The organism is Actinomadura sp. WMMA1423 (assembly GCF_006547145.1).
Taxonomy (GTDB): domain Bacteria; phylum Actinomycetota; class Actinomycetes; order Streptosporangiales; family Streptosporangiaceae; genus Spirillospora.
The window spans coordinates 2182756-2202293 of sequence record NZ_CP041244.1; the positions used below are offsets into that span (position 1 = coordinate 2182756).

Sequence of the window (19538 nt, forward strand, 5' to 3'; positions counted from 1 at the left end):
ATCCCAGGGAGTACACGCCGCCCCGCGGCCCCGCGTGGATCACCCGGTTCCGGCGCTCACTCGGCGCCGTAGAAGACGCGGTCCACGACGGCGCGGGCGCGGCGGGCGTGCCGCCGGTAGTCCTCCAGGAGGTCGCCGGTCCCGGGATAGTCGAGGACGCGGGCGACGGCGCTGCGCTCGCGGCGGTGGTCGGTGGGCAGCAGGTCGGAGGCCCGGCCCCGCACCAGCATGAGCGCCCCCCGGATCCGGGTGGCCATGCACCACGCCTCCGACAGGACCTCGGAGTCCTCGGCGTCCAGGAGGCGGGCGTCGACCGCCGCGTCCAGCGCGTCCAGGGTGCGGGTGGTGCGCAGCGCGGGGACCTCGTGGGCGTACCGGAGCTGGAGCAGCTGCGCGACCCACTCCACGTCGGCGAGCCCGCCCGGCCCGAGCTTGGTGTGCAGGCGCCGCTCGACGCCGCGCGGGAGCCGCTCGGACTCCATCCGCGCCTTCAGCCGCCGGATCTGCCGGACGGCGTCCTCGCCGATCCCGTCCTCCGGCCAGCGGACGGGGTCGATCAGCGCGCGGAACCGCTCGCACAGCCCGGGATCGCCGATCATCGGGTCGGCGCGCAGCAGCGCCTGCGCCTCCCAGGGCTCCGACCAGCGGGCGTAGTAGGCGGCGTAGGAGGCGAGGGTGCGCACGAGCGGCCCCTGCCGCCCCTCCGGCCGCAGGTTCGGGTCGATCACCAGCGGCGGGTCGGGGGCGGGCAGCGCGAGGAGGCGGCGCAGCTCCTCGGCGACGGCGTGCGCGGCGCGCCCGGCGGCGCGCTCGTCCGCGCCGGGCAGCGGGTCGTGCACGAACATCACGTCGGCGTCGCTGCCGTAGCCGAGCTCGTGGCCGCCGAAGCGGCCCATCGCGACGATCGCCATCCGGGTCGGCAGCGGCCCGCGGGACTCCATCTCGATCTTGTTGATCGCGGCCTGGAGAGCGGCCTCGACGGTGACGGTGGAGATGCCGGTGAGGGCCTCCCCCACCGTGCGGACGTCGACGAGGCCGAGCAGGTCGGCGACGGCCACGCGGAACAACTCGCGGCGCCGCTGCGCCCGCACCACCCCGGCCGCCTCCTCCGCCGGGCTTCCGCTCGCCCGCTTCTCCTGCGCGGCGGGCCCCGCCGGCGCCTCGTTGTGGCGGCGGACGGCGGCGAGCGCCTCCGCGCGCAGGGCCTCGAAGGGGCGCGGCGCCAGGCCCGTGTCGCTGCCGAGGAGGGCGACCGCCTCGGGGGCGCGCAGCAGCAGGTCGGTGGCGTAGCGGCTGGAGCCGAGCACCCACGCCATCCGCTCGGCGACGGTGACCTCGTCGCGCAGCAGCCGCAGGTACCAGGGCGTCGTGCCGAGGGCGTCGCTGACCTGCCGGAAACCGAGCAGGCCCGCGTCGGGGTCGGGCGCGTCGGCGAACCAGCCGAGCATGACCGGCAGCAGCGTCCGCTGGATCGCGGCCCGCCGGGACACGCCCGCGGTCAGCGCCTCGATGTGCCGGAGCGCGCCCCCCGGGTCGGCGTAGCCGAGGGCCTCCAGCCGGGCCCGGGCCGCCTCCGGGGTGAGCCGGGCCTCCTCCCCGGGCAGCCGCGCCACGGCCCGCAGCAGCGGCCGGTAGAACAGCTTCTCGTGGATGCGGCGGACCTCCCGGGCGTGCCGCCGCCACAGCGCGGTGAACTCCCCGACCGGGTCGGTGCGCAGGCCGAGGGCGCGGCCGAGGCGGCGCAGGCCGGCCTCGTCGTCGGGGACGAGGTGGGTGCGGCGGAGCCGGTGCAGCTGGACGAGGTGCTCCACGCGCCGCAGGAACCGGTACGCGGAGGCCAGCGCCGCCGCGTCGTCGCGCGCGACGTAGCCGCCCCGGGACAGGTCGGCGAGGGCGTCCAGGGTGGTCGGGCTGCGGAGCGTCGTGTCGGCGCGGCCGTGGACGAGCTGGAGGAGCTGCACCGCGAACTCGACGTCGCGCAGGCCGCCCGGGCCGAGCTTGAGCTGCCGCTCGGAGTCGGCGGTGCGCTGGTTCAGGTCGGTCTCGACGCGGCGCCGCATGTCCTGGACGTCCTCGACGAAGCTCTCCCCCTCGGCCGCCTTCCACACGATCGGGGTGATCGTCTCGAGGTAGCGGGCGCCGAGGTCCGCGTCGCCCGCGACGGGACGGGCCTTCAGCAGCGCCTGGAACTCCCACGTCTTGGCCCACCGCTCGTAGTAGGCGCGGTGGCTGGCGAGGGTCCGCACGAGCGGCCCGGCCTTGCCCTCCGGGCGCAGCGCCGCGTCGACCTCCCAGAGCGCGCCCTCCTCGGTCGTGGCCGAGCAGGCCCGCATCATCGCCGACGCGAGGCGCGTCGCGGTGCGCAGCGCGGCGTCCTCGTCCCGCCCCTCCCGCGCTTCGGCCACGAAGACCACGTCGACGTCGCTGACGTAGTTCAGCTCGCGCCCCCCGCACTTGCCCATGCCGATCACGGCGAGCCGGCACGCCTCGTGGCCGGGGACCTCGGCGCGGGCGATCGCGAGGCCGGCCTCCAGCGCGGCGGCGGCGAGGTCGGCCAGTTCCGCGGCGACCTCGGCGACGTCCGCCAGACCGATCAGGTCGCGTCCCGCCAGGGCCAGGAGGCGGCGGCGGTAGGCGACGCGGAGCGCGAGGAGCGCGTCCTCGTCCCGGGCCACCGGCTCCTCAGCGGACGGGTCGGCGCCCACGGCGGCCAGCAGGCCGGCGCGGGGGCTTCCGAGCGGGCCCGCGACGCCGTCGCGCAGCACCCGCCAGTGGTCCGGATGCCGGGCCAGGTGGTCACCGAGCGCCGCGCTCACCCCGAGGACGGCGGTCAGCCGCTCGCGCGTCCCGGGTTCGGTGACGAGCGCCGCGCGCAGGTCGCCGCCGGCCGCCGGGAGCAGGCGCAGCAGCCCGTCGAGGGCGAGGTCGGGGTCGGCGGTGCCGCCGAGGGCGTCGAGCAGGCCGTCGCCGGGCGCCGAGCCGTCCCGCTCGGCCTCGGCGATCAGCCGCTCGGCCCGCGCCGCGTGGGTGAAGCCGAGCCGCGCCAGGCGTCCGGCGAGCGAGGGACGGCGGTCGGAAGTCCAGGACTCGGTCACAGGACCAACCGTATTCCCGTAAGGGCCCTCAGAGGACGGCCAGCAGCCGCTTCCGCTCGAATTCGGTCACCTGGCGGCGGTAGTCCTCCCACTCCTGGCGCTTGTTGCGCAGGAAGAAGTCGAAGACGTGCTCGCCGAGGACGTCGGCCATCAGCTCGCTGCGCTCCATCGCGTGGATGGCCTCGTCCAGGTTCTGCGGCAGCGGCTCGATGCCGAGGGCGCGCCGCTCGGCCACGGTGAGGGCCCAGACGTCGTCCTCGGCGCCCGGCGGCAGCTCGTAGCCCTCCTCGATCCCCTTGAGGCCGGCGCCGAGGATCGCCGCGAACGCCAGGTAGGGGTTGGCGGCAGTGTCCAGCGACCGGAACTCGATGCGGGTCGAGTGGCCCTTGTGCGGCTTGTACATGGGGACGCGGATCAGCGCGGACCGGTTGTTGTGCCCCCAGCAGATGTAGGAGGGGGCCTCTCCCCCAAGGCCCGCGGCGGAGCCGACGTTGCCCCACAGGCGCTTGTAGGAGTTGACCCACTGGTTGCACACGGCGGTGATCTCCGCGGAGTGCCGCAGCAGCCCGGCGATGAACGCCCGCCCCGCCTTGGAGAGCTTGTACTCCGCGCCGGGCTCGTAGAAGGCGTTGCGGTCGCCCTCGAAGAGCGACATGTGGGTGTGCATGCCGGAGCCGGGGTACTCGGTGAACGGCTTCGGCATGAAGGAGGCGTGCACGCCCTGCTCCAGCGCGACCTCCTTCATGACGAGCCGGAACGTCATGATGTTGTCGGCGGTGGTGAGCGCGTCGGCGTACCGGAGGTCGATCTCCTGCTGGCCGGGGGCGCCCTCGTGGTGGCTGTACTCCACCGAGATGCCCATCGCCTCGAGCATCGTGATGGCGTTGCGCCGGAAGTCGTGCGCGGCGCTGTGCGGCGTGTGGTCGAAGTAGCCGCCCGAGTCCGCCGGCTCGGGCTCGCGGCCGTCCTCGGGCTTGTCGTTGAGGAGGAAGAACTCGATCTCGGGGTGGGTGTAGAAGGTGAACCCGAGGTCGGCGGCCCGCGCCAGGGCCCGCTTGAGGACGTAGCGGGGGTCGGCGAAGCTCGGCGTCCCGTCCGGCATGAGGATGTCGCAGAACATGCGGCCCACGCCCGGGGACTCCGACCGCCAGGGCAGCACCTGGAAGGTGGACGGGTCCGGCTTGGCGATCATGTCGGCCTCGTAGACCCGGGCGAAGCCCTCGATCGCCGATCCGTCGAAGCCGATGCCCTCGCCGAAGGCGCCCTCCAGTTCGGCGGGGGCGACGGCCACCGACTTCAGGAACCCGAGCACGTCGGTGAACCACAGCCGGATGAAGCGGATGTCGCGCTCCTCCAGCGTGCGGAGCACGAACTCCTGCTGACGGTCCAATGCCCTCTCCCTCGGTACTGCCCTGTCGGCGAGACTGCGTTGTCGACGACGCGGGCCCGGCATGCCGGCCGTGCTGAGCGGTCCGGCCACACCTGCAGTATGCCCGGCCGCTGTTACCGCGACGTTACGCGTCCGCGGCCGGTGATCGGAACATATCCGACGCGGGACCGTCCTCGATCCGCGCCGCGACCGGGTCGAGGACGCGCGAAAGGAAGGTCCTCGTCCGCTCGTGGCCGGGATCGCCGATCACCTGGGCGGGCGGCCCCTCCTCCACGACCACGCCGCCGTCCATGAACACCACCCGGTCGGCCACCTCCCGGGCGAAGCTCATCTCGTGGGTGACGACGAGCATCGTCATGCCCGCCTCGGCGAGCCCGCGCATGACGCCGAGGACGTCCCCGACCAGCTCGGGGTCGAGGGCGGACGTCGGCTCGTCGAACAGCATCACCTCTGGGCCCATCGCGAGCGCGCGGGCGATCGCCACGCGCTGCTGCTGGCCGCCGGACAGCTGCGCCGGGTAGGCGCCGACCTTGTCGGCCAGCCCGACCCGCTCCAGGTTCTCCCTGGCGATCCGCTCGGCCTCCGCCTTCTCCCGCTTCAGCACCTTCCGCTGGGCGATCATGACGTTGCCGAGGGCGGTCAGGTGCGGGAAGAGGTTGAACGCCTGGAAGACCATGCCGATCCGGCGGCGGACGGCGTCGATGTCGACCTCGGGGCCCGTGACCTCGGCGCCGCCGACCCGGACCGTCCCGGCGGAGGGCTCCTCCAGCAGGTTGACGCAGCGCAGCAGCGTGGACTTGCCCGAGCCGGAGGGGCCGATCACGCAGACGACCTCCCCGGCCTCGACACGGAAGTCGATGCCGCGCAGCACCTCGTTCGACCCGAACGACTTGCGCAGGCCGCTGATCTCGATGGCCGCCGTGCTCCCGGTGTCCTCGACGAGGCTCGTCATCGCCGCCCCCTGCGCTGCCGCGCCTCCAGCCGCCGGGCCAGCAGGCTCAGCGGGATCGTGATGAGCAGATAGCAGACCCCGGCCACGATGATCGGGGTGGTGTTGCCCTGCTGGCCGGCGAGGTCGCGGCCGAACTTGGTGAGCTCCCGCTCCCCGAGGGTGATGCCGAGGAACAGCACGAGCGAGGAGTCCTTGCAGAGCAGCACCAGCTCGTTGGTCAGCGGCGGGATGATGATCCGGAACGCCTGCGGGATGACGATCGAGCGCATCGCGCGGGTGTGCGACATGCCGAGCGACCGCGCCGCCTCCAGCTGCCCCTTCGGGACGGCCTCGATCCCGGCCCGGATCGTCTCGGCCATGTACGCGGCGGCGAGGCCGAGGGCGAGGCCCGCCTGGCCCGCGGCGCCGCCGGGGATGTTGGTGCCCGGGAAGGCCAGCGGCACCCCGACGCCCACGAAGATGAAGATCAGCAGCAGCGGCAGGCCGCGGAAGACCTCGATGTAGGCGGTGGCGAACCACCGGTACGGGGGGACCGACGACAGCCGCATCAGGGCGACGACCAGCCCGCCGCCGAGGCCGAGGCCGAACCCGACCGCGGTGTAGACGGCGGTGTTGCGGAGCCCGACCGTGATGACGTCGGGGAACAGGCTTTTCGCGACCTCCCAGTTGGCGAAGTTCAGCCGCAGGGTGCCCCAGTCCGCGAGCGCCGCGACGACCACCACGACGACGACGAAGAGCCCGTACTGGCCGCCGAGGGAGAGCTGCCGGCGGCGCCGGCGGGTCAGCCCGCCCGGCACCGCCGCCCCGGCCGGCTCGGCGGTCACGAGCCGCTGCCGGCGCTCGGCGGCATTGGACCGATCCACTTCTCGTAGATCCGCTTGTAGGTCCCGTCCGACTTCGCCTTGGCGATCACGTCGTTCGTCATCTTCACCAACTCGGGGTTGTGGCCCTTGCGCATCCAGAACCCGTACTGCTCGCCGGTGTTGAGGTTCGCGGCGATCTCGAAGGCGGAGTTCGCCGGGTCCTTCAGCCAGCCCTTGACGACCGGGTCGTCCTGCACGATCACGTCCACCTGGCCGGTGCGCAGGCCGTCCAGCTCGGCGTTGGAGTTGTCGAACGAGCGGGGGTCGAAGCCCTTGCCCTTGACGAAGTCCTCACCGGTGGTGCTCGCCTGCGAGCCGAGCTTCAGCTTCTTGGCCTTGACGTCGTCGAGGGAGGTGATCCCGCTGCCCTTCTTCGCCATCAGCGACTGCGTGGCGTCGAAGTAGGGGGAGGAGACGTCCATGAACTTCACCCGGTCGGGCTTGATCGTCATGCCGCCCATCTGGATGTCGCACTTGCCGGCGTTCAGCGCCGAGCCCGTCTTCATCGTCTCGAACGGGGTGTCCACGATCTTCTGGGTGACGCCGAGCCGCTTGGCGACGAGGTCGATGAGCTCGACGTCGAAGCCGACGACCTTGCCGCTCTTCTTGTCCTCCGACTGGAAGGGCGGGTAGGGCAGGTGCGTGCACGAGGTGAGCGCGCCCTTCTCGATGAGCTTCACGCCCTGCACCGTCGCGCCCTCGTCGCCGCCGCACGCCGAGGCCGTCAGCGCCAGGGCCGCGAGCCCCGCGCCGAGCGCCCCGAGTGTCGTCCGTCTCGACACGTTTCCTCCTGATCATCTGTCTTCGGATCCCCGCACTATCGCACGGCCGCCCGGGTGGGCGGCAGGGGCGGGGCTGACTCGCCCGTGACCGTCCCCGGATATCCGTTTCCCGGAAATTGACGTGGCGATCATCGGCGGCCGCGGCGGTGATCGTTAGCGTGGGCGCTGTCGTGGACATCTCACTTCTTCTCTCGATGACCGACCGGGTGAGCGCCCTGGCCACCCCGTCGGCCATGCATCCGGAGTCGTGGCAGCTGTGCGCGCAGGTGGAGGCCTGGGCCCGCGGCCGCGGCCTGGTGCTCGGGGATCCCGACACCTCCCCGCTCGGCCGGGCGCGCTGCGAGCGGCTCGCCGCCCGCGTCCTGCCGTCCGCCGACCTCGCCGCCGTGGACCTGTTCGCCCGCTGGCTCACCTGGGCGCTGGCCCTGGACGACACGCTGGACCACCCGCCGCTCGCCGACAGCGGCAGCGCCGTGCACGCGCTCTGCGACGACCTGCTGCGCGCGATGCGGCGCGGCCACGCCCGGCCCGGCGCCCGCCCGCTGGAGGCGGCGCTGGTGGAGCTGTGGCAGGCCACGTCCAAGGGGATGAGCCGCGACTGGCGCCGCCGGTTCATGCTGCACCTGGAGGCGCACCGCGACGGCTGCGCCGAGGAGGCGGTGAACCGGCGGATCGGGCACGTCCCGACCGAGGCGGAGTACCCGGCGCTGCGCCGCCGCGCGTGCGGGCCGTTCCTGTTCGACCTGATCGAAGTCGTCCTCGGCGTCGAGCTGCCCGCGCGGCTGCTGCGCACGCCCGCCTGGAAGACCCTCGCCGACGGCGTCGCCGACGTGCTCGCCTGGGCCAACGACCTCGCCTCGCACGATCTGGAGGCCGAGCGCGGCGACTTCCACGACCTGCCCGCCGTCCTCGCCAGGGCGCGCGGGCTGGACGAGGCGCGGGCGGCCGCCCTGGTGGCCGACCGGATCGCCGACCGGCTGGAGGAGGCGTGGTCGGCGGCGCGCAGGCTGCCGGAGATGCTCGACCGGCTGGACCTCACGGTCGCGCAGCGCTCCGCCGCCGCGCAGGTCGTCAAGGTCCTGCTGGACACGCCGCGCGCGCACATGGACTGGCTCGCCGAGTCCGGCCGCTACGGACCGGACGCCTCCCCCGCGCCTCCGCGCCTGGACGCGCTCGCGTCGCTGCGCTGAGCGCCGGCGAGGGCGTCCCCGGCCGGCGTGCGAACGTACAGGACCCGGCGGCCCATGCGGTGCCCCGTGACGAGGCCGCAGGCGCGCAGCACGCCGAGGTGCTGGCTGACGGCCCCCGCGGTCACCCCCGTCCGCCTCGCGAGGTCGGTGGTGGAGGCGGGCGTGGCGAGCGCCGTGAGCAGCTCGGCGCGGCGGCGTCCCATCAGCGCGGCCAGGGCGCCCGCGCGCGGCCCCTCCGCCGGGCCGGTCTCCCACAGCGTCGCGACGCCGCGCGGCGGGTAGCTGAGCATCGGCTGGTAGGGGGGCACCATCACCGAGACCTGCGGCCACACGAACGCGCTCGGGACGAGAAGGATCCCGCGCCCGGCCAGCTCTCCGCGGAAGTCCCAGGGGCGGTCGACGGTGAGCGTCCCGGCGCGCCAGGAGACGGCCTCGTGCAGGTCGGCGAACACGCCCGCCGCGCCCTCGGCTGCCAGCGCTCCGCTGCGGCGCAGGACGTCCCCCTCCAGGAGGTCGCGGACGCGCGGCCAGAACGGCTCCACGGCGGCCTCCCAGTACCTCTCGAGGAGGTCGGCGAGCGTCTCCAGGGCGCGGACCGGATCGGCGGCCATGGCGCGGCGGGCGGGAGCGAGCGGACGGCCGGGCCCGGCCCAGCTCAGCTCCGCGGCGACGACCTCGGGCGGGGCGGCGCGCACGGTCGCGAGCTCCGCGCCGAGGTCGGGCAGCGGCGTGTCCGGAGGCGGGGTGAGGAAGTCGGGGATGTACCCGGCGGCCGAGACGACCTCGAGCAGCGGCTCGACGCCGAGCCCGCGCAGGCGGGGCCGGACCCGGCGCACCCAGGGCAGGTGGAGCGCGTGGCCGGACGGGTCGGCGAGCACCCGCACGCTGCGCACCAGCTCCCACAGCGGCGAGAACGCGAACCGCACCCGCGCCACGTCGTCCGGCGCGAGGAGGAACTCGATCATTTAGCCCAGACTAAATAAATGTCTCGGCGCGCGCGAGGCCACCACCATCGGGAAAGTGACCACTCTGGAAGAGACTCCCGCCGGTCCCGCTCCCGGCAGGTTCGCGGCGTTCCTGGCGCCCCGGGTCGGCGGCCTCCCCCGGCCGTTCTGGGTGCTGTGGGCGGGCACCCTGCTCAACCGCCTCGGGACCATGGTCGAGCCTTTCCTCGGCCTGTACCTGACGACCGTGCGCGGGCTGTCGCTCGCCCAGGCCGGGGTGGCGATGGCCGTGCTGGGCGCGGGGTCGCTCGCCGGGCAGCTGGCGGGCGGCGCGCTCGCCGACCGCCTCGGCCGCCGCGTGACGCTGACGTTCGCGACCGTCGGCACCGGCGCGGCCATGCTCGCGCTCGGCTACGCCCAGGGCCTGCCCGCCATCCTCGCGACGGCGCTGGTCCTCGGCCTCCTGCTGGACATGTACCGGCCCGCCGCGCAGGCGATGGTGGCCGACATCATCTCCCCCGCCGACCGCCCGCGCGCCTTCGGACTGCTGTTCTGGGCGGTCAACCTCGGCTGGGCGGTCGCCATGGTGCTCGGCGGGACGCTCGCGCAGGAGGGCTTCCTCTGGCTGTTCTGGATCGACGCCCTCACCTGCGCGGCGTTCGGGCTCCTCGTGTGGCGGGCCGTCCCGGAGACGCGCGTGCGGGACGTCCACGCCGCGCCGGCGGGCGGGTTCGGCCGGGTCCTGCGCGACCGGGTGATGGTCGGCTACGTGCTGGTCACCCTCGTCTACACGTTCGTGCTCATGCAGGGCATGACGACGATGCCGCTCGCCATGAAGGAGGACGGGCTCGGCCCGCGCTCCTACGGCCTGGCGATCGCCGCCAACGGCGTGCTGATCATCATCGTCCAGCCGCTGGTGAACGCGTGGCTGGCCCGGCGCGACCACAGCCTCGTGCTCGTGGCGGGGTTCGTGCTGGTCGGGGCCGGCTACGGGCTCACCTCGCTCGCCTCCTCCGTGCAGGCCTACACCGCGACGATCCTGGTGTGGACGCTCGGGGAGATCACCGCGGCGTCCGTCCTGCAGGCCGTGGTCGCCGACCTCGCGCCCGCGCGGCTGCGCGGCCGGTACGGCGGCCTGTACGGGATGGCGTGGTCGGGCGGCTTCCTGCTGGCGCCGCTCGGCGGCACCCAGCTGCTGGGCGCCGGAGGGGCGCCCGCACTGTGGCTGACCTGCGCGGGTCTCGCCCTGGCGGCCGCCGCGGCGCAGCTCGCCCTGGGCCCCGCGATCCGGCGGCGGCGGGCCGCCGTGCTCGACGCCCACTTCTCGTCAAAGTGACGAAACCGGGTCCGGCGTTCTACCCTTGGACCGTGGCACAACTAAGGCTCGCGCTCGCGCAGGTGAACTCGACCGTAGGCGACCTGGACGGCAACGCCGACCGGATAGTGGCGTGGACGCGCCGCGCCGCCGAGGCCGGCGCGCACCTCGTCGCGTTCCCGGAGATGATGCTGACCGGCTATCCCGTGGAGGACCTCGCGCTGCGCGCGTCCTTCGTCGAGGCGTCCCGCGACGTCCTCGAACGCCTGGCCCGCCGCCTCGCCGACGAGGGCCTCGGCGATCTGCCCGTCGTGACCGGCTACCTCGACGCCCCGGCGACCGGGACCCGGGCCGGGCGGCCCGGGCTGCCGCTGAACGCCGCCGCGTGGCTGCACGGCGGCGAGGTGCTCGTCCGCTCCGCCAAGCACCACCTGCCCAACTACGGCGTGTTCGACGAGTACCGGATCTTCGCCCGCGGCGACCGGCTGCCCGTCGTCCGGGTGCACGGCGTGGACGTCGCCACCGTCATCTGCGAGGACCTCTGGCAGGACGGCGGCCCGGTCGGCGTCACCCGCGCCACGGGCGCGGGCCTGCTGCTGTCGGTCAACGCCTCCCCCTACGAGCGCAACAAGGACGACGTCCGCCTCGAACTGTGCGCCGACCGCGCCCGCGAGGCCGGCTGCGCGCTCGCCTACGTCAACCTGGTCGGCGGCCAGGACGAGCTCGTCTTCGACGGCGACTCGGTCATCGTCGGCCCGGACGGCTCCCCCCTCGCCCGCGCCCCCCAGTTCGTCGAGCACCTCCTCGTCGCCGACCTCGACCTGCCCGCCGCCGGCCCGGCCGCGGACGAGGGCCCCGCCCGCGTCGACGCCCAGGACGGCACCACGATCACGATCGACCGGCACGTCCTGTCCGCCGACCCGCTGCCCGCGTACCCCGCGGAGCAGCCGGCGGTCGCGCGGCCCCTGGAGGACCTCGCCGAGGTGTACGCGGCGCTCGTCCTCGGCACCCGCGACTACATCCGCAAGAACGGCTTCCGCACGGTCGTCCTCGGCCTGTCCGGCGGCATCGACTCCGCCCTCGTCGCCACCATCGCCTCCGACGCGATCGGCCCGGAGAACGTGCACGCCGTCCTGCTGCCGAGCCGCTACTCCTCGGAGGGCTCCGTCGTGGACGCCGAGGAGCTCGTGAAGCGGCAGGGGATCAACTCGCGCATCGTCCCCATCGCCGGCATGGTCGAGGCGTTCGAGGAGCAGCTCGACCTGCACGGCCTGGCCGAGGAGAACCTCCAGGCCCGCATCCGCGCCAACGTCTGGATGGCCCTGTCCAACGAGGACGGCCACCTCGTGCTCACCGGCGGCAACAAGAGCGAGCTGGCCACCGGCTACTCCACCCTCTACGGCGACTCCGCGGGCGGGTTCGGCCCCATCAAGGACGTCTTCAAACTCACCGTCTGGGACCTCGCACGCTGGCGCAACGCCCAGGTGGGCGCGGACTCGCCGCTCCTGCACCCGTTCGAGCAGGAGCCCATCCCCGAGGCGATCATCGTCAAGGAGCCGTCCGCCGAACTGCGCCCGGACCAGCGCGACCGCGACAGCCTCCCCGAGTACGCCCTCCTCGACCCGATCCTGACCGACTACGTCGAGCGCGACATGGGCCGCGACGCCCTCGTCGCCGCCGGCCACGACCCGGACCTGGTCGAACGCGCCATCCGCCTCGTCGACATCGCCGAGTACAAGCGCCGCCAGTACCCGCCCGGCCCCAAGATCACCCCGAAGAACTTCGGCCGCGACCGCCGCCTCCCCATAACCAACCGCTGGAAAGAGCAGTCCTAGCCCAGGGGGGCGACCCCCTGGAACCCCCGTTGCGACGCAGGCGATCCTCACGCCGCCGTTACGGTCTCCGTGCCTGTTGCGGTTCGTGTGGCGTCGCTGCGGTCGCCTGCGTCGGCGGGCATGCGCGTTGCGCTCGCTGCACTCGCTCCACGCGCCTGCCCGCACCCCGGCTGAGCACCAAGTCCAAGAGGGTGTGGACCGTCCACGCCCAACGCTCTTGGACGTGCCACCCCGTCACGCTCTTGGAGTAGACCTGGGCGACAGTGCGGGTTGGGCGGCCGGAAGGCGCTCTAAGCGCCTGGAGGTCGCCCGACCCGCCGAGCCGGGCGACCGCAGCGCCACGCACCAACCCGCACGGGCACAAGAACCAAAACCGTGGCGTGAGGATCGCCCGGCTCGTGACGGGGGTTCCAGGGGGTCGCCCCCCTGGGAAGACACAGCCCCCCTTTACTCCCTGTGGTGGAGTTGGCCTGGCCAGGCTTCCTCGGGCCAGGCGGGGACCTGTTCTGAGGCGTCGGGGTCCACGCCGGGGACGATCTGCTCGCACCAGACGACCTTGCCGGCGGCGGTGCGGCGGCTGCCCCAGCGGTGGGCCAGCTGGCTGACGACCAGCAGGCCGCGGCCGTTCTCGTCGTCGTCCTCGGCGCGGCGGAGGCGCGGCAGGGCGGCCGAGCGGTCCAGGACCTCCAGGACGAGGGTGCGCTCCAGCAGGAGGCGCAGCTCGATCGCGCCGGGGGCGTAGCGGAGCGCGTTGGTGATGAGCTCGGACGCCAGCAGCTCGGTGGTGTAGTCGAGGTCCTCCAGGCCCCATTCCGCCAGGCGGGCGCGGACGAGGCCGCGGGCGCGGCGGACGGCGGCCGGGTCGGCGGGCAGCGTCCAGGAGGAGTAGCGGTCCGGGGGGAGGCGGCGCAGCCGGGCGATCAGGACGGCGATGTCGTCGCGGTGCTGGTCGGCGTAGACGCCCGCGAGGGTGGTCTTGGCGAGGTCCTCCATGGAGCGGTCGACCGAGTCGCGGCCGAAGATCTTCTGGAGGCGGGCGAGGCCGTCGTCGATGTCGCGGCCCCGGTTCTCGACGAGGCCGTCGGTGTAGATCACGAAGAGGCTGCCGTCCTCGACGGTGAACTCGCGGCTCTCGATGGCGGCGCCGCCCGCGACGCCGAGCGGCGGGGCGGGCGGGACCTTCAGGTACTCGTTGTCGCCGCTGGGGTTCGCCAGCAGCGGCGGCAGGTGCCCGGCCGAGGCGATCTCGATGGTGCCGGTGGTCGCGTCGTACACCGCGTACACGCAGGTGGCGAAGTGCGGCTCCTGCTCGCCCAGCTCGATCATCAGCTCGTGCATGACGTGCAGGGCGTCGGCGGGCGGCAGCTCCAGGTTCGCGAGCGTGTGCAGGGCGGTGCGCAGCCGGCCCATGGTGACGGCGGCGCGGACGCCGTGCCCCGCCACGTCCCCGACGATCAGGGCGACGCGGGCGCCGGGCAGCGCGATCGACTCGTACCAGTCGCCGCCGACCTCGACGAGCTTGCTGCCCGGCAGGTAGCGGTGCCGGACCTCGACCGAGGACGGCGCGGACAGCCGCATCGGCAGCAGGCTGCGCTGCAGGGCGAGCGCGGTGGCCCGCTCGCGGCTGTAGAGCCGGGCGTTGTCGATGACGATGGCGGCGCGGGCGGCGAACTCCATGCCGATCTCGACGTCGTAGGCGTCGAACTTGCGGAACCCGGGGATGCGGGTGCAGGCGATGAAGCCGAGCAGCGTGTCGCGGGCGATCATCGGCAGGAGCACCATCGAGACGTCGGACAGCAGCTCGCCCGCCGGGCCGCGCCGCCACAGGCGGCCTATCTCGCTCGCGGCGTCCAGGGTGATGTGCGGGAGGTGGACGGGCCGGGCGGTCTCCATCACCTGCCGGTACGGGGTGCCCTCGGGGAAGACGAGCACCTCGCCGACGGGGAACGTGGACGTCCACGCCGGGTTGCCGTCGTCGGAGGTGACCGCGATGCGGCGCAGCACCGCCGAGCCGGACTCGGCGTGCACCTCGTCGGCGGCGACCAGGCTCTCCAGCACCAGCACGGACGCGACGTTGCAGAAGTGCGGCACGACGACGTCGACGAGGCCGCGGGCGGACTGGTCGAGGTCGAGGGTCGCCCCGAACCGGGTGAGCGGGTCGTCCATCAGGGCGCGGCGCATGAGGGCCGGGTCCTGGTAGCGCTCGCTCGGCGGCAGCTCGACCCGGACGAACAGCAGCGCGGCGGGCCCGGCGCCCGGGCCGCCGCCGAGCATCGGCTGCACCGTGACCAGGGCGTCGGCGGGCGGGCCGCCGTCGCCGCGCAGCACGCCCATCACGCCGTTGCGCTCCTGGCCGGCGTCGTTGGCCTCGAGCAGCGTCTCGAGCTCGGCCTTCGCCTCGTCGCCGACCAGGTCGGTGGCCGGGCGGCCGATCAGTTCCTCGGGGGGACGGCCGAGGACGGCCTTGGCGTTGGGGCCGCACTGCACGATGTGCCGGGCACCGTCGATGCCCAGGACAAGGGTCCGGGACGCCGAATCGGTGGCGGGCGCATCGCCGCGCGGCGCCATGACGGATCTCACCTACGCGCTCCAGACAGCCGGTCGTCTCACCACTACCCAGCGACAGTATGGGGCATGACGCGCCGCTCAGGGGAGAAGATCGCGCTTACCGCGCCGAAAACGGCTCCTCGTCCGCTTCCGGTCGGCGTGCCCGGGGGCTCCCGATGCCGCCGATGAGGGTGTCGACGACCGCCTCCGCGTACCCCTCGGGGAAGGTCTCCTGCGGCCTCTTCCCGGTCAGCGAGCCGAGCAGCAGCGACATCGCGACCTCCACGTCGAGGCCGGCGCGCAGCTCCCCCGAGTCGACCCCGCGCTGGATCACCCTGCGGACGACGTCGCGCCGCGGCTCGATGACGTCCTGCAGGTAGCGGGCGTACAGCTCGGGGTGCTTCTCCGCGCCGCCGACGACGTTCCAGAAGCACCGGGAGTAGCGGCGGTGCCGGTCGCCCGCGAGGCGCCGCGCGATCTCGGCGAGTTCGTCGCGGGCGGTGGCGCCGGACGGCTCGGGCAGCGGCTCCTTGACCGCGCCGAGCGCGTGCACGATCAGCGCCTCCTTGCTGGGCCACCGCCGGTAGATGGTCGTCTTGCCGACGCCGGCGCGGGCGGCCACCGCCTCGATGGACACGCCCGCCACCCCCGACTCCTCGGCCAGCAGGTCCAGGGTGGCCTCGACGATGGCCTTGTCGGCGCGCTCGCTGCGAGGCCGCCCCGCGTGCCGCCGCTCGGTCCCGGTCATGATCCCCTCACCCTGCCACACCGGCCGCGTCACACGGCGGCCTTCTCCGGCCGCCGCTCGGCCGGTGCCGGGGCGGGCGAGGCGGCGCCGCGTCCCGGCATCCACTTCAGCACGACCAGGGCGCCGACGAAGGAGATCACGGCGGCGGCGACGGAGGCGGCGTGCATGGCGTGCACGAACGCGGCGTCGGCGGGGCCGACCAGGCCCTGGCCGGCGGGGCCCATCCCGGCGGCGACGGCGTGCGCGCCCTCGATCGACTCGGCCGCGGCCTCCCGCGCGCCCGCGGGCAGCGCGGCGAGCTCGTCGCGCAGGTCGCCGCGGTAGACCGAGGCGACGACGGAGCCGAGCACGGCCACGCCCATCGCGACCGCGACCTGGCGGGCGGTGTTGTTGATGGCCGATCCGGCGCCGGCCTTCTCGCGCGGCAGCGCCGACATGACCGACTCGGTTGCGGGCGGCATCACGTTGGCCATCCCGACGCCCTGCACGAAGAAGATCGCGCCGAGGATCCACATGGAGGTGTGGACGCCGACGAACTGGTAGCTCGCGAGCGCGACGCTGACCAGCAGCAGCCCGGCCGTGCAGACCGCCTTGGCGCCGAACCGGCGGACCATCGCGGCGCTGCGCGGGGCGAAGGCGAGCTGCGCGACCGCGAAGGGCAGCACCATGGCGCCGGACTGCAGCGGCGTCAGGCCGCGCACCGACTGCATGTAGAAGTTGGCGAAGAAGAACACGCCGGTCGCCGCGAAGAAGCACAGCGCGATGGACGCGACGGCGGCCGACATCCGCGCGTCCTTGAACAGCCGGACGTCGAACGCGGGGGACGCGGTGCGGGCCTCGTGCCACACGAACAGCGCGAGGAACGCGGCGCCGGCGAGGATCGGGCCGAGCACGGGGAACTGGAGCCAGTCGCCCTTCTCGCCGCCCTGGATGATCCCGTACGACAGGACGACCAGGCCGATGACCGACAGCACCACGCCGACCGGGTCGAGCCGGCCGGGGGCGGGGTTGCGCGACTCGGGCACCAGGAACGCCATCAGGAGGACGCCGGCCGCGATGACCGGCACGTTGATGAGGAAGACCGAGCCCCACCAGAAGTGGGCGAGCAGCAGGCCGCCGGTGAGCGGGCCGATGGCGACGCCGAGGCCGACCGCGCCGGCCCAGATGCCGATGGCGCGGGCGCGCTCGTGCGGCTCGAAGACGTTGGTGATGATCGACAGCGTCTGCGGCATGACCGCGGCGCCGCCGAGGCCCATCAGGGCGCGGGCGTAGATGAGCTGCTCGGGCGACTGGGCGTAGGCCGAGGCCAGCGAGGCGAGGGCGAACACCGCCATGCCGCCGACGAGCACGCGCTTGCGGCCGATCCGGTCGCCGAGCACCCCGAAGGTGAACAGCAGGCCCGCGAAGACGAGCGTGTAGGAGTTGATCGCCCACTCGAGCTGGCTCTGGGTGGCGCCGAGGCCCTTGTCCGGGTCGGCGATGGTCTTGAGCGCGACGTTGAGGATGGTGTTGTCGAGCACCACCACCAGCAGGCTCATGGTCAGGACGCCGAGGATGTACCACCGGCGGCGCTGGATCGTCTGGGGGTCCATGTCGATACGCAACGGTATCGTTTCGGAATCTCTTCCCGATCCGGCGAAGAATTTTCGAAATGGGGAGGGGTATCCGAATCGCCGGTCAGGTGGCACCATCGATTGCGTCTGGGTACGCCACAGTGGCGCCTCAAGACCAGCGGAGGTACTGCATGTCTTCTTCCGTCGCATCACCGGCGCAGCCGACCGCACTCTACGGCGGTACGAGCGGGCGCAGGGTGACCGTACGCGACATCGCCGCGGCCAAGGAGCGGCACGAGAAGTGGCCGATGCTCACCGCGTACGACGCGCTCACCGCGCGGATCTTCGACGAGGCCGGCATCCCCGTGCTGCTCGTCGGCGACTCCGCCGCGATGGTCGTCTACGGCTACGACTCGACCATCCCCGTCACGGTGGACGACCTGATCCCGCTCACCGCGGCCGTCGTCCGCGGTTCCAAGCGCGCCATGGTCGTCGCCGACCTGCCGTTCGGCTCGTACCAGACGGGCGTCGCCGAGGCACTGACGACCGCCACCCGGTTCCTCAAGGAGACCGGCGCCCACGCCGTGAAGCTGGAGGGCGGGCGCCGGGTCCTCCCGCAGGCCGAGGCGATGGTGGCGGCCGGCATCCCGGTGATGGGCCACCTCGGCCTCACCCCGCAGTCGGTGAACGCCTTCGGCGGCTACCGGGTGCAGGGCCGCGGCCAGGACGGCGACGAGCTGATGGCCGACGCCAAGGCCCTGGAGGCCGCGGGCGCGTTCTCCGTGGTCCTCGAATGCGTCCCCGAGGACCTCGCCGCCCGCGTCACCGCGTCGCTGTCCATCCCGACGATCGGCATCGGCGGCGGCGGCCAGACCGACGCGCAGGTCCTCGTCTGGCAGGACATGGCCGGCCTCACCCCGCGCACCGCGAAGTTCGTCAAGAAGTTCGCCGACATGAACACCCTGCTCGGCGAGGCCGCCCGCGCCTACGCCGACGAGGTCGTCAGCGGCACCTTCCCGGCGCCGGAGCACACCTACCACTAGCCCGCGCGGAACCCCCGCGACGACCGGGCCCACCCCCGCACGGCCGCGCCGTCCCCGGCGCGGCCGTGTGTCGTTCCCGGCGCGGCCGTGTGTCGTTCCCGGCGCCCTGCGCCGGGGCCGTACGACGTCCCGGTGCCGTGTGACGTTCGTTACTGGTCGGGGTCCGAGCGGACCGTCTCGGGCCGCGCCCGGCCGCCCTCGTGGGCCTGGCCGTCGCGCGGCGGCGGGACGCGGCGCGGGGGCTCCTCGCCGGTCGTGATCTCGTCGCGGAGCGTGTCGACCGCGGAGCGCAGCACGTCGGGGCCGGCGACGTTCATCAGCAGCAGCCCCAGGTTGAGGGCCATCTGCCCGTCGGTCATCTCGCTGCCGGCGAGGGCGTCCACGGCCGTGCGCAGGTCGGCCTGGTCCTCGGCGGGCACGTTCTGCAGCAGGGCGAGGCAGTACGTCGGCAGCGCCAGCCGGGACTTGGCGAACGAGACGCCCCGCATGATCTCGCCCGCCTCGTGCGCGCGGGTCTTGGCCTGCATCCGGTCGACGCCCCGGTCGGCGGCGGCCAGCAGCGAGGTCAGCAGCGTGCTCGGCCCGACCGCGACGTCCTCGTCGCCGACCCGGACGGTGAACACCGCGCTGCGGAACACCATCATCGAGCCGAGGCTCGCCACGAGCACCTGCGTCGCCTCCGCGACGTGCGCCGACTGGACGCCGAACCGCCAGTCGAAGGTGTGCAGGAGCAGCAGCGAGCCCGCGCCCGCTCCCCCGTTGATCAGCACGTACGCCCAGGTGCTCGGCACCCGGACCAGCGTGGTGGGGCGGTCGCGGTACCGGCTGACCAGCTCGGCGACGCCGACGAGGCAGCTCAGCGAGACGGCGACGACGTATCCGATCATCGGGCCGCGGTCACTCGCCGGTCAGCCGGACGACCTCGTCGATCTCGCGCTCCACCGCGACCATGCCGCGCTCGCGCAGCGCGTCGACGGCGTCCGCGACCTCCAGCAGCCCGAGCCGGGTCGCGTGGTGGATCTGCTCCAGCGACATCGGGCCCCCGGCCGCCCGCAGCTGCGCCAGCACGCGGCGGCACGCGTCCTCCGCGCCCGGCTCGATGTACCCCGCGATGCCGGCCTCGCCGGCGGGGGACGCCCCCGGCGGCCGCACCCCGTCGTTCCGCCCGGAAGGGGCCAGGAACGCGCTCCACGGGTCTGCCGACCGGTTCTCTCTCATCTCCACCCTGCCTGTCGCCACTGCCGATGGTACGTCAGGAGTAGGACGCGGCGCGGGGCGAAA

15 protein-coding genes are annotated in these 19538 nt (G+C 73.7%); 4 read left to right on the forward strand and 11 right to left on the reverse strand.

The annotated features are described in order from the left end of the window. Positions 1-56 precede the first annotated feature (56 nt). From FKD65_RS10115 to FKD65_RS10135, 5 genes are all read right to left on the reverse strand, one after another. Positions 57-3095, reverse strand: a complete 3039-nt coding sequence (locus tag FKD65_RS10115; RefSeq protein WP_141577208.1) for a bifunctional [glutamine synthetase] adenylyltransferase/[glutamine synthetase]-adenylyl-L-tyrosine phosphorylase — start codon at positions 3093-3095, stop codon at positions 57-59. A gap of 28 nt (positions 3096-3123) precedes the next feature. Next, positions 3124-4485 (reverse strand): type I glutamate--ammonia ligase, encoded by a 1362-nt coding sequence (gene glnA, locus FKD65_RS10120; protein ID WP_141577209.1) that lies wholly within the window; start codon positions 4483-4485, stop codon positions 3124-3126. A 124-nt stretch (positions 4486-4609) separates the two neighbouring features. Then, positions 4610-5437 (reverse strand): amino acid ABC transporter ATP-binding protein, encoded by an 828-nt coding sequence (locus FKD65_RS10125; RefSeq protein WP_141577210.1) that lies wholly within the window; start codon positions 5435-5437, stop codon positions 4610-4612. After that, positions 5434-6300 carry an amino acid ABC transporter permease gene (locus tag FKD65_RS10130; protein WP_141577211.1) on the reverse strand — a complete coding sequence of 289 codons (867 nt, stop codon included), beginning with the start codon at positions 6298-6300 and terminating at the stop codon, positions 5434-5436. Before FKD65_RS10130 ends, FKD65_RS10125 begins: the two co-directional genes overlap by 4 nt. Continuing rightward, positions 6258-7082 carry an ABC transporter substrate-binding protein gene (locus FKD65_RS10135; RefSeq protein ID WP_141577212.1) on the reverse strand — a complete coding sequence of 275 codons (825 nt, stop codon included), beginning with the start codon at positions 7080-7082 and terminating at the stop codon, positions 6258-6260. Before FKD65_RS10135 ends, FKD65_RS10130 begins: the two co-directional genes overlap by 43 nt. A gap of 170 nt (positions 7083-7252) precedes the next feature. Here FKD65_RS10135 and FKD65_RS10140 point away from each other — a divergent pair, with 170 nt between their 5' ends. Next, positions 7253-8272 carry a terpene synthase family protein gene (locus FKD65_RS10140; RefSeq protein ID WP_141577213.1) on the forward strand — a complete coding sequence of 340 codons (1020 nt, stop codon included), beginning with the start codon at positions 7253-7255 and terminating at the stop codon, positions 8270-8272. Here the strand turns inward: FKD65_RS10140 and FKD65_RS10145 are convergent. Then, complete coding sequence (locus FKD65_RS10145; protein ID WP_141577214.1) at positions 8212-9237, reverse strand: DUF5937 family protein; 1026 nt, start codon at positions 9235-9237, stop codon at positions 8212-8214. The two genes, FKD65_RS10140 and FKD65_RS10145, sit on opposite strands and share 61 nt — an antisense overlap. A gap of 55 nt (positions 9238-9292) precedes the next feature. Between FKD65_RS10145 and FKD65_RS10150 the strand changes: the two genes are divergently transcribed. Together FKD65_RS10150 and FKD65_RS10155 are read left to right on the forward strand one after the other, a co-directional pair. Continuing rightward, a complete protein-coding gene (locus FKD65_RS10150) occupies positions 9293-10552 on the forward strand; it encodes an MDR family MFS transporter (protein WP_368367241.1) in 1260 nt (419 codons plus the stop codon). Positions 10553-10584: 32 nt separating this feature from the next. Next, on the forward strand, positions 10585-12366 hold the full coding sequence (locus tag FKD65_RS10155; protein WP_141577215.1) for an NAD+ synthase: 1782 nt from the start codon (positions 10585-10587) through the stop codon (positions 12364-12366). A gap of 447 nt (positions 12367-12813) precedes the next feature. Here the strand turns inward: FKD65_RS10155 and FKD65_RS10160 are convergent, their stop codons facing one another. From FKD65_RS10160 to FKD65_RS10170, 3 genes are all read right to left on the reverse strand, one after another. Then, positions 12814-14946, reverse strand: coding sequence for a SpoIIE family protein phosphatase (locus tag FKD65_RS10160; protein WP_240810063.1), 2133 nt, complete (start codon positions 14944-14946; stop codon positions 12814-12816). Positions 14947-15031: 85 nt separating this feature from the next. Then, the gene (locus tag FKD65_RS10165; protein ID WP_141577216.1) at positions 15032-15661 is read right to left on the reverse strand and encodes a TetR/AcrR family transcriptional regulator; all 630 of its coding nucleotides are present in this window, start codon (positions 15659-15661) and stop codon (positions 15032-15034) included. Between the two features lie 29 nt (positions 15662-15690). After that, positions 15691-17253 (reverse strand): MFS transporter, encoded by a 1563-nt coding sequence (locus FKD65_RS10170; protein WP_141577217.1) that lies wholly within the window; start codon positions 17251-17253, stop codon positions 15691-15693. Positions 17254-17405: 152 nt separating this feature from the next. On the opposite strand from FKD65_RS10170, the gene panB reads away from it, so the two are divergent. Further along, positions 17406-18257, forward strand: coding sequence for a 3-methyl-2-oxobutanoate hydroxymethyltransferase (gene panB, locus FKD65_RS10175; RefSeq protein ID WP_141577218.1), 852 nt, complete (start codon positions 17406-17408; stop codon positions 18255-18257). A gap of 149 nt (positions 18258-18406) precedes the next feature. Here panB and FKD65_RS10180 read toward each other — a convergent pair whose 3' ends face one another. Both FKD65_RS10180 and FKD65_RS10185 read right to left on the reverse strand, forming a co-directional pair. After that, positions 18407-19144: a hypothetical protein gene (locus FKD65_RS10180; protein ID WP_141577219.1), complete on the reverse strand. Its 738-nt coding sequence runs from the start codon at positions 19142-19144 to the stop codon at positions 18407-18409. Positions 19145-19154: 10 nt separating this feature from the next. Next, positions 19155-19475 (reverse strand): hypothetical protein, encoded by a 321-nt coding sequence (locus FKD65_RS10185; RefSeq protein ID WP_141577220.1) that lies wholly within the window; start codon positions 19473-19475, stop codon positions 19155-19157. Between the last annotated feature and the right edge of the window lie 63 nt (positions 19476-19538).